We start from the raw sequence: 7,996 nt of genomic DNA on the forward strand, positions 1-7,996 counted from the left end.
CGCCGTTGCGTTTCCGGCAGGACCATCTTTCAGCTTGATTAGCGGCATTCTGCCCGCTAACGAAGACAGACAACCAAAAGACGAGGATGCCCCAAATGAGTGACACCGCAGAGCGCGTCAAGAAGATCGTCATCGAGCACCTTGGAGTCGATGCCGACAAAGTGACGGAGCAGGCGAGCTTCATCGATGATCTGGGCGCTGACAGCCTCGACACAGTCGAACTCGTCATGGCGTTCGAAGAAGAGTTCGGCGTGGAAATTCCCGACGACGCGGCCGAGACCATCCTGACCGTCGGCGACGCGGTTAAGTACATCGACAAGGCGTCGGCCTGACGCTTTCCGCAGTCATCACCGGGGAGGACCTGCGATGAGGCGTGTCGTCGTCACGGGCCTTGGGTTGTTGTCGCCATTCGGCATGGGCTTCGAGCACAGCTGGAAGGAACTTCTGACCGGCCGCAGCGCGGCCAAGCGCATCACCGAGTTCGAGGTGGAGGATCTTGCCTGCAAGATCGCCCACGTCGTTCCGCGTGGTGACGGCAGCAATGCCACCTTCAATCCCGAGGCCGTGCTCGAGCCGAAGGAATTGCGCAAGATCGGCGACTTCATCCTGTATGGGATTGCCGCCGCCGACGAAGCGCTGAAGGATTCCGGCTGGGAGCCCAAGACCCACGAAGAACAATGCGCCACAGGCGTGCTCATCGGTTCCGGCATTGGCGGCATTGAGGGCATTGCCGAGAACGCGACAATCCTCAAGGAGCGCGGTCCGCGCCGCATCAGCCCCTTCTTCATCCCCGGCCAGATCATCAATCTCGTCTCCGGCCAGGTTTCGATTCGGCACGGGCTGAAAGGCCCGAACCATGCCGTGGTCACGGCCTGCTCGACCGGCGCTCACGCCATTGGCGATGCGGCCCGCCTGATCATGTGGGGCGATGCCGATGTCATGCTCGCCGGCGGCGCCGAGGCGCCGGTGACAAGGCTGTCGATCGCCGGTTTCGCCGCCTGCCGGGCGCTGTCGACCGAGCGAAATGACACGCCGCAAACGGCGTCGCGTCCCTATGACCGTGACCGCGACGGCTTCGTCATGGGCGAGGGCGCCGGTGTTGTGGTGCTGGAAGAACTCGAGCATGCCAAGGCGCGCGGCGCCAAGATTTATGCCGAGGTGACCGGCTACGGCCTTACCGGCGACGCCTATCACATCACCGCACCGGCTGAGGACGGCGATGGCGCTTTCCGTTGCATGACCGCGGCGTTGAACCGGGCCAGGCTTGCGCCCGCCGATGTCGACTACATCAACGCGCATGGCACCTCGACCATGGCCGACACGATCGAACTCGGCGCTGTCGAGCGGCTTGTCGGCAATGCCGCGTCGAAGATTTCGATGTCGTCGACCAAGTCGTCGATCGGCCATCTCCTGGGTGCGGCGGGTGCTGCCGAAGCAATCTTTTCGATCCTTGCGATCAGGGACAATGTCGCGCCGGCAACCATCAATCTCGACAAGCCGGAGCGCGAAACCGCGATCGACCTGGTGCCGAACAAGCCTCGCTTCCGCCAGATCGACGTGGCGCTCTCCAATTCCTTCGGCTTCGGCGGCACAAACGCTTCGCTTGTGTTCCAGCGCTACAATGGCTGATCGTCCGGCTGCCGGGCGATGCCTCGGCATGCCGTCAATTTTGCCATATTCGCCCCTACTCTGCCCCGGGGGATTCGTTGAGAGATCAAACGGTAGGGCGAGATGAACACAAATCCGGCGGGCAATGGAGAAGTCGGGCAACGGCCGGCGAACAATACCGGACCGATCGTGCCGAAGACAGCCAGCGAGGCCTTGCGGCCGGAAGCCGGAACGCCGCCGCCGAAGCGCTCGCGCGCTTCGCGCAGCCAGGTCGTCGTGTTCATGAACTTCGTCATCTCCCTGGTGATGCTGATGGTTCTGGCCGCGGGCGCGGCGCTTTACTTCGGCAAGCAGGAATTCACTGAACCTGGTCCCTCGGCCAATGGCGACACCTTCCTGGTCAAGCCGAACACCGGCGTCCAGGACATCGCCGACCAGCTCGAGCGCCGTGGACTGATCAGCGACGCCCGCGTCTTCCGCCTTGGCGTGCGTGCTTTCGGCAACGATTCCGCGCTCAAGGCCGGCGAATACGAGATCAAGCCCCGGGCATCCATGCGCGACATCATGGAGCTTTTGAAAAGCGGCAAGTCGGTGATGTACTCGCTGACCGTTCCGGAAGGGCTGACGGTTGAGCAGGCTTTGCAGCGTATCGCCGACGAACCCGCCTTGAGCGGTGACATGCCGGCGACAACACCCCCCGAGGGCAGCCTTGCCACCGACACGCTGCGCTTCACGCGCGGTGCGACGCGCCAGCAGATGATCGACAAGCTGGTGGCCGACCAGAAGAAACTGGTCGACGAGGTCTGGCAGCGGCGCGCGCCGGATCTGCCACTGGCCAATATCGAGGACTTCGTCACGCTAGCCTCGATCGTCGAGAAGGAAACCGGCAAGGGTGACGAGCGTTCGCGCGTCGCCGCCGTCTTCCTCAACCGCCTGGCCAAGGGCATGCGGCTGCAATCCGACCCGACCATCATCTATGGTCTGTTCGGCGGCAAGGGAAAGCCCGCGGACCGCCCGATCTACCAGTCGGACATCCAGAAGCAGACGCCTTACAATACCTATATGATCAACGGCCTGCCGCCGACGCCCATCGCCAATCCGGGCCGCGCAGCGCTTGAGGCCGTGGCCAATCCATCGAAGACCGACGATCTCTATTTCGTCGCCGACGGTACAGGCGGTCACGTCTTTGCGGCGACGCTCGACGAGCACAATGAGAACGTCGCTCGTTATCGTGCGTTGCAGAAGAAGCAGGCCGATGACGCGGCCAAGGCCGCCGCTGCCGCTGGTGCAAACGGCAATGCCGACAAGCCTGCCATCGACAAGCCTGCCGACGGCAGCACCGGTGGCGACAATGGCGACGCCGGCGGCGATGCGGGCGATGCCCAGTAGGCGAAGAAAGGCGTTGCCTGGAAGGCGACAGCCTGACATTTGAAGGAACGCCACGCGTCCGATTTCGACGCGCCTACGGCGTGGTTATTTTCAAGCAGCACTTGCCCTGTCCGGAAACTGGTTTCGGGGTGATGCGCCAGGGATGTGCAGGCGACATGAATTTGCAGAGCATGACCGGATTTGCGCGTGCCGTCGCCGAGCATGACGGCACCTCGATCGCCTGGGAGGTCAAGTCCGTCAACGGCAAGAGCGTCGAGGTGCGGCTGCGGCTGCCGCAAGGTTTCGAGCGTCTGGAGCCGGCGGTCAGGCAAACGCTGCAGAAGCGTTTCGCCCGCGGCAATTTCCAGGCGACTCTGACCATCGGCCGCGCCGCCGGCGCGCAGGCGCAACCCGTCGTCAACGAGGCGTTTCTGAAGGACCTTGCGGGTCTCGCCAAGCGGCTGCAGGAACAGTTCGGCGTTGCTCCCGCTACCGCTGACGGGTTGCTGTCGCTGCGTGGCGTGCTCGACATTCCCGAAACCGTGGAAACCGAAGAGGCGCGCGCTGCGCTCGACACCGCCATCATGGCTGCGCTCGACGTGGCGCTGAAAGGGCTCGAGCAGGCACGGCAAAGCGAGGGTTCAGCCCTGGCTTTGCTGCTCTCCGCCCACATCGACGCCATCGAGGCATTGACGCTGCGCGCGGAGGCGGATCCGTCCCGCGAGACGGCGGCGATCCGTGAACGCATAGCCGAGCAGGTCAGGCTGCTGATGGACGCGTCCAATCTGGATGCGAGCCGCCTGCACATGGAGGCGGCATTCCTCGCCACCAAGGCTGATATCCGCGAAGAGATCGATCGGCTGATAACGCATGTCGCATCTGGCCGGGCGCTGCTCGAGGGCGGCGGTGCCGTCGGCCGGAAGCTCGATTTTCTGGCACAGGAATTTAACCGCGAATCGAATACGCTGTGTTCGAAGTCGAACGCCGCAGCCGTCACCGCGATCGGGCTGGAGCTGAAGGCGGTGGTCGACCAGTTTCGTGAACAGGTCCAGAATCTGGAGTAGCCGATGGTCGCCAAGGAACCGATGGTTCCCAGGGATTTGGGATCCCGCATCCGCCGCCGGGGGCTGATGCTCGTCCTGTCGTCGCCATCCGGTGCCGGCAAGTCGACGATCGCGCGCAACCTCCTGGAAAGCGATTCCAGCCTCGAATTGTCGGTTTCGGTCACCACCAGGCCGCGCCGCGGCTCGGAGATCGAGGGTGTTCACTACCATTTCCGCACGATGCGCGAGTTCGAACGGTTGCGTGATTCCGATGCGCTGCTCGAGTGGGCGGAGGTGCACGGCAATTGCTATGCGACACCGCGCGAACCCGCGGAACTGGCGCTGGCGCAGGGTCGCGACATGCTGTTCGACATCGACTGGCAAGGCGCCCAGCAGCTGAAGGAGAAGATGCGTGCCGATATCGTCTCGATCTTCATCCTGCCGCCGTCGATGAAGGAATTGAAGGCACGCCTGAAGCGCCGCGCCGAGGATCAGGAAGCGGTGATCGAGACGCGGCTGAAGAATGCCCGCAACGAGATCGAGCACTGGAAGGAATATGATTTCGTCATCGTCAATGACGATCTCGACCGCGCCTTCGCCGAGGTGCGCGGCATCGTTGTCGCCGAACGATTGCGGCGCGACCGCCGGCCGGGTCTCTTCGATTTCGTCTCGGGGCTGCTGGACGAGAAAACCGTCTGATCGGCTTCAGGGCGTCATGCCGTCGACCAGGATCAGATGGCGGCTGAGCGCGGCGTCGCGCACATCCAGCGCTGCAGCATACTCAGCGGATGCATACCAGCGCCGTGCCTGCTCAATGTCAGGAAATTCGACAACGACCAGCGGTGTGGGATGCCACTCGCCCTCCAGCGTATCCACCTGGCCGCCGCGTACGAGATAGCGCCCGCCATAGTGGGCAATGGAAGCCGTGGCACGCGAGCGGTATGTCTGGAATGCCTCGTGGTCGCGGATGGTGACATCGGAAATGATATAGGCAGGCATTTGGCTTCTCCGGCATGCTCGCCAGCCTATCTATGCCTGCATCGTCGCGATTCCTGAGCTGCCGGCGCTAAGCCGCATTGGTCAGCCGCACAAATTCCTCGACACTGAGTGTTTCGGCGCGGCGGGTCGGATCGATGCCCGCACGCTCCAGCAAGGCCTCGCCGCCGAGGCTCTTCACACTCTGCCGCAGCATCTTGCGGCGTTGGCCGAAGGCGGCTTCGGTGACACGGCCGAGTTTCTTGACGTCAGCCGGCAGGGGTGTCGCGCGCGGCTCCAGATGCACCACCGAAGAGGTCACCTTGGGCGGCGGCGTGAAGGCCTGGGGAGGCACGTCGAAGGCGATCCTGGCCTTCGTGCGCCAGCCGGCCAGCACCCCAAGCCGGCCGTAGGCGTCGCTGCCGGGCTCGGCGACGATACGCTGGGCAACCTCGCGCTGGAACATCAGCGTCATCGAGGCGTAGAAGGGCGGCCAGTCCACGACCGTCAGCCACCGGACGAGCAGTTCCGTGCCGATGTTGTACGGCAGATTGGCCACGATTCGCACCTGACCGCTGGCTCCGGCGGCCGCGGAGGCGAGGGCGGCGAAGTCGGTTTTCAGCGCATCGCCGGAAACCACCTCCAGCCGGCCAGGATAGTGAGCGGAGACTTCGGCCAATGCCGCCAGGCAGCGCTCGTCGCGCTCGACGGCGACAACCCGGAGGGCGCCGTTGGAAAGCAGCGCTCTTGTCAGGCCGCCAGGTCCCGGCCCAACCTCGATCACCGCGGTGTTTGTCAGGTCGCCCGCGCTGCGTGCGATCTTGCCGGTCAAATTGAGGTCGAGCAGGAAGTTCTGGCCAAGCGCCTTTTTCGCCTGCAGCCCATGGCGCTCGATGACATCGCGCAGCGGCGGCAGCCCGTCGATGCTCATGCGTTCGGACCCCAAACGGAATCGCTCATGTTGCCGCGGCCTTTTTGTCGGTGTCGGCGAGCGTTCTGGCGAGCTTCAATGCGGCGATCAGGCTGTCCGGTCGTGCAATGCCCTTGCCGGCGATATCGAAGGCGGTGCCATGATCCGGCGACGTGCGGATGAAGGGCAGGCCGAGCGTGACGTTGACGGCATCGTCGAAGGCCAGCGTCTTGGCCGGGATCAACGCCTGGTCGTGATACATGCAAAGCGCTGCGTCGTAGCCTGCCCGCGCCCGCGCATGGAACAGCGTGTCGGCCGCCAGGGGGCCGAAAGCATCGATGCCCTCGGCGCGCAGGATGTCGACTGCCGGCCGCACGATATGTTCGTCCTCAAGGCCCATCGAACCGCCTTCGCCGGCATGCGGATTGAGGCCGGCGATGGCCAGCCTCGGCGCGGCGATGCCGAAGCGGCCGGCGAGGTCGGCCGCGGTGATGCGCGCGGTCGCGACGATCAGTTCGGTGGTCAGGGTCTTCGGCACCTCCGTCAGGGCGATGTGGATGGTGACGGGAACCGTGCGCAGGTCCGGGCCGGCCAGCATCATGACCGGCATTGCGTCGACGCCACTGTGCCGTGTCGCCAGATGCGCCAGATATTCGGTGTGGCCGGGAAAGCGGAAACCGGCATCGTAGAGCGGCTTCTTGGCGATTGGGCAGGTGACCATGGCGGCGGCGTCACCGGCAAGGCAGGCGGCGACCGCGCGATCGATCGCCTCGACGGTTCCGGCCGCGTTGGCCGGATCCGGCCGGCCGGGGCTGTCGATGAACCGGGCTGCCAGTGGAACGATCGGCAAGGAGCGGGCGAAAGCCTGCGCCGCCTGTGCCGGTGTCGTCTCGACGATCGGCAACGACACGCCCAGCCGGCTTGCCCGTGAGGCGATCAGCTCCGGATCGGCCAAAAGAAAAAAGGCGGGCAGGCCGACCGCCTCGCGCGCCAGGAAGGCGGCGATGGCGATTTCGGGGCCGATGCCGGACGGATCGCCGACGCTCAGCGCCAGCGCGGTCATCGCGCTCTTCACGTCAGCGCTTGACGATGCGGGCTTTCGCCTTCAGCTCGTCGACATATTTCTTGCTGAGATCGTCGGCGGCCTTGTCGTTCGAGCCTTCGCTCTGGAACACCATCTGGGCCGTCTTGTCGTCGGACACTTCGCGCGACGAGCAGATGCCGATGAACTCGACGCCGCGCTCGGTCTCGCGCGTGGCGGTTGCGCCACCGACCTTGGTCGCCTTGATCTGCTCGGCCCAGTCCGGCGGCAATTGCGGCGCCAGCACCCGGCCCAGATCGCGAACGGTGACGTCGATCAGGCCCTTGGCGAATTCGCGAGTCGTGTTGCAGCCGTTGAAGCGGGCGCGCATGGCATCGGCCTCGCGCTTGCGCTTGGCCAGCGTCGCGCTGCGTTCGGATGCCGGAACGACGAAGATGACCTGCTGCAGCATGTACTCGGTGGCGCTTGGTTTGGCACCGCCCTTGTCCAGCATGCGCCTGACCGCATCCTGCTCGGTCACGCTGCCGCCTTCACCGGAACGGTAACGCGCGCTCAAAGCCTGGTTCCAAGCCATTTGGGCGCGGATGAATTCCTTGAAATGATCCCTGCCGACGCCGGATTTTTCCATCACGCCATCAAGCTGGCTGAGCTGCATCTTGTTGTTGGTGGCAAAGCGCTGATAGGCCGCCTCGACCTGAGCGTCGCTGATGCGTATGCCAAGCCGCCTGGCTTCGGCAAGGCGCAGCGTCTGGTCGATCATTTCCTGGGCGGCATCGCCCTTCTTGCGCTGCAGCTTCAGGAAGGCGGCGCGGTGCGCGATATCGCCCGACGTGATTGGTACGTCATTGACGACGTATTTGATCTCGCTGGCGAAAGCCGGCGGCGTCATGACCGTCATCGACACGGATGTCGCCGCCACAAGCAGCGCGAACCCTGCTGAAAAGAGGTACTTCCTCATCATTAGCATCCCAATTCTATCCCGGTTCCGCCCATTTCGTCCTCTTCCGGGTGCGCGAATCCGTGCCAGCCCTATGCGGCGAAACGATGTCT

10 protein-coding genes are annotated in these 7,996 nt (G+C 64.3%); 5 read left to right on the forward strand and 5 right to left on the reverse strand.

Annotation, left to right across the window (positions count from 1 at the left end):
- Positions 1–95: 95 nt before the first annotated feature.
- Both FJ546_RS30170 and fabF read left to right on the forward strand, forming a co-directional pair.
- Positions 96–332: an acyl carrier protein gene (locus FJ546_RS30170; protein WP_006203723.1), complete on the forward strand. Its 237-nt coding sequence runs from the start codon at positions 96–98 to the stop codon at positions 330–332.
- Positions 333–366: 34 nt separating this feature from the next.
- On the forward strand, positions 367–1,629 hold the full coding sequence (gene fabF, locus FJ546_RS30175; RefSeq protein WP_140892859.1) for a beta-ketoacyl-ACP synthase II: 1,263 nt from the start codon (positions 367–369) through the stop codon (positions 1,627–1,629).
- On the opposite strand, the gene FJ546_RS31840 is transcribed toward fabF, so the two are convergent.
- Positions 1,617–1,892: a hypothetical protein gene (locus FJ546_RS31840; protein ID WP_246687022.1), complete on the reverse strand. Its 276-nt coding sequence runs from the start codon at positions 1,890–1,892 to the stop codon at positions 1,617–1,619. The genes fabF and FJ546_RS31840 overlap by 13 nt on opposite strands.
- On the opposite strand from FJ546_RS31840, the gene mltG reads away from it, so the two are divergent.
- From mltG to gmk, 3 genes are all read left to right on the forward strand, one after another.
- Positions 1,891–2,997 carry an endolytic transglycosylase MltG gene (gene mltG / locus FJ546_RS30180; RefSeq protein ID WP_246687023.1) on the forward strand — a complete coding sequence of 369 codons (1,107 nt, stop codon included), beginning with the start codon at positions 1,891–1,893 and terminating at the stop codon, positions 2,995–2,997. The two genes, FJ546_RS31840 and mltG, sit on opposite strands and share 2 nt — an antisense overlap.
- A 155-nt stretch (positions 2,998–3,152) precedes the next feature.
- Complete coding sequence (locus tag FJ546_RS30185) at positions 3,153–4,040, forward strand: YicC/YloC family endoribonuclease (RefSeq protein WP_140892863.1); 888 nt, start codon at positions 3,153–3,155, stop codon at positions 4,038–4,040.
- Positions 4,041–4,061: 21 nt separating this feature from the next.
- Entirely contained in the window at positions 4,062–4,718 is a 657-nt protein-coding gene (gene gmk / locus FJ546_RS30190) for a guanylate kinase (protein WP_027053294.1), read from the forward strand.
- 6 nt (positions 4,719–4,724) lie between these two features.
- Here gmk and FJ546_RS30195 read toward each other — a convergent pair whose 3' ends face one another.
- The 4 genes from FJ546_RS30195 to FJ546_RS30210 all read right to left on the reverse strand — a co-directional run bounded on the left by FJ546_RS30195 (position 4,725) and on the right by FJ546_RS30210 (position 7,913).
- Positions 4,725–5,018 carry a DUF1330 domain-containing protein gene (locus FJ546_RS30195; RefSeq protein WP_140892864.1) on the reverse strand — a complete coding sequence of 98 codons (294 nt, stop codon included), beginning with the start codon at positions 5,016–5,018 and terminating at the stop codon, positions 4,725–4,727.
- A gap of 67 nt (positions 5,019–5,085) precedes the next feature.
- A complete protein-coding gene (gene rsmA, locus FJ546_RS30200; protein WP_140892866.1) occupies positions 5,086–5,925 on the reverse strand; it encodes a 16S rRNA (adenine(1518)-N(6)/adenine(1519)-N(6))-dimethyltransferase RsmA in 840 nt (279 codons plus the stop codon).
- A gap of 25 nt (positions 5,926–5,950) precedes the next feature.
- On the reverse strand, positions 5,951–6,967 hold the full coding sequence (gene pdxA / locus FJ546_RS30205; RefSeq protein WP_181168149.1) for a 4-hydroxythreonine-4-phosphate dehydrogenase PdxA: 1,017 nt from the start codon (positions 6,965–6,967) through the stop codon (positions 5,951–5,953).
- Positions 6,968–6,980: 13 nt separating this feature from the next.
- Positions 6,981–7,913 carry a peptidylprolyl isomerase gene (locus FJ546_RS30210; RefSeq protein WP_181168150.1) on the reverse strand — a complete coding sequence of 311 codons (933 nt, stop codon included), beginning with the start codon at positions 7,911–7,913 and terminating at the stop codon, positions 6,981–6,983.
- Positions 7,914–7,996 lie beyond the last annotated feature (83 nt).

The sequence above is a fragment of the Mesorhizobium sp. B2-4-19 genome (assembly GCF_006441315.1).
GTDB lineage: Bacteria > Pseudomonadota > Alphaproteobacteria > Rhizobiales > Rhizobiaceae > Mesorhizobium.